Consider the following 342-nt stretch of genomic DNA (forward strand, 5'->3'; position numbering starts at 1 on the left):
CTTGAGGTGATCGACGGCGGCGCGGCGCCTGTCCGGGCTTAGAAGTTTCCCTCAGCCAGCTCCTTGAGCGCGGCCTTCTCCAGCTCCGCTTCCGCGAGCAGACGCTTCAGGGTCGCGTTCTGCTTCTCCAGCTCCTTCAGGCGCTTTGCGTCGTCGGCCTTGAGGCCGCCGTACTGGTTCCGCCACCGGTAGTACGTCTGCTCGGACACCCCGAGCTCCCGGCACACCGCCGCGACGTCCTGACCATCGGCGAGCATCCTGTCGGCCTGCCCGAGCTTACGGACGACCTGCTCGGGGGTGTGACGCTTCCTGCTGTTCGTCATGATCTGACCAGTCTCCCTG

1 pseudogene is annotated in these 342 nt (G+C 66.1%); it reads right to left on the reverse strand.

The annotated features are described in order from the left end of the window. A pseudogene (locus ACUJ8O_RS11545) lies at positions 1 to 323 on the reverse strand (transposase); the annotation flags it as partial. Between the last annotated feature and the right edge of the window lie 19 nt (positions 324 to 342).

The sequence above is a fragment of the Micrococcus sp. EWR3.9.1 genome (assembly GCF_052615555.1).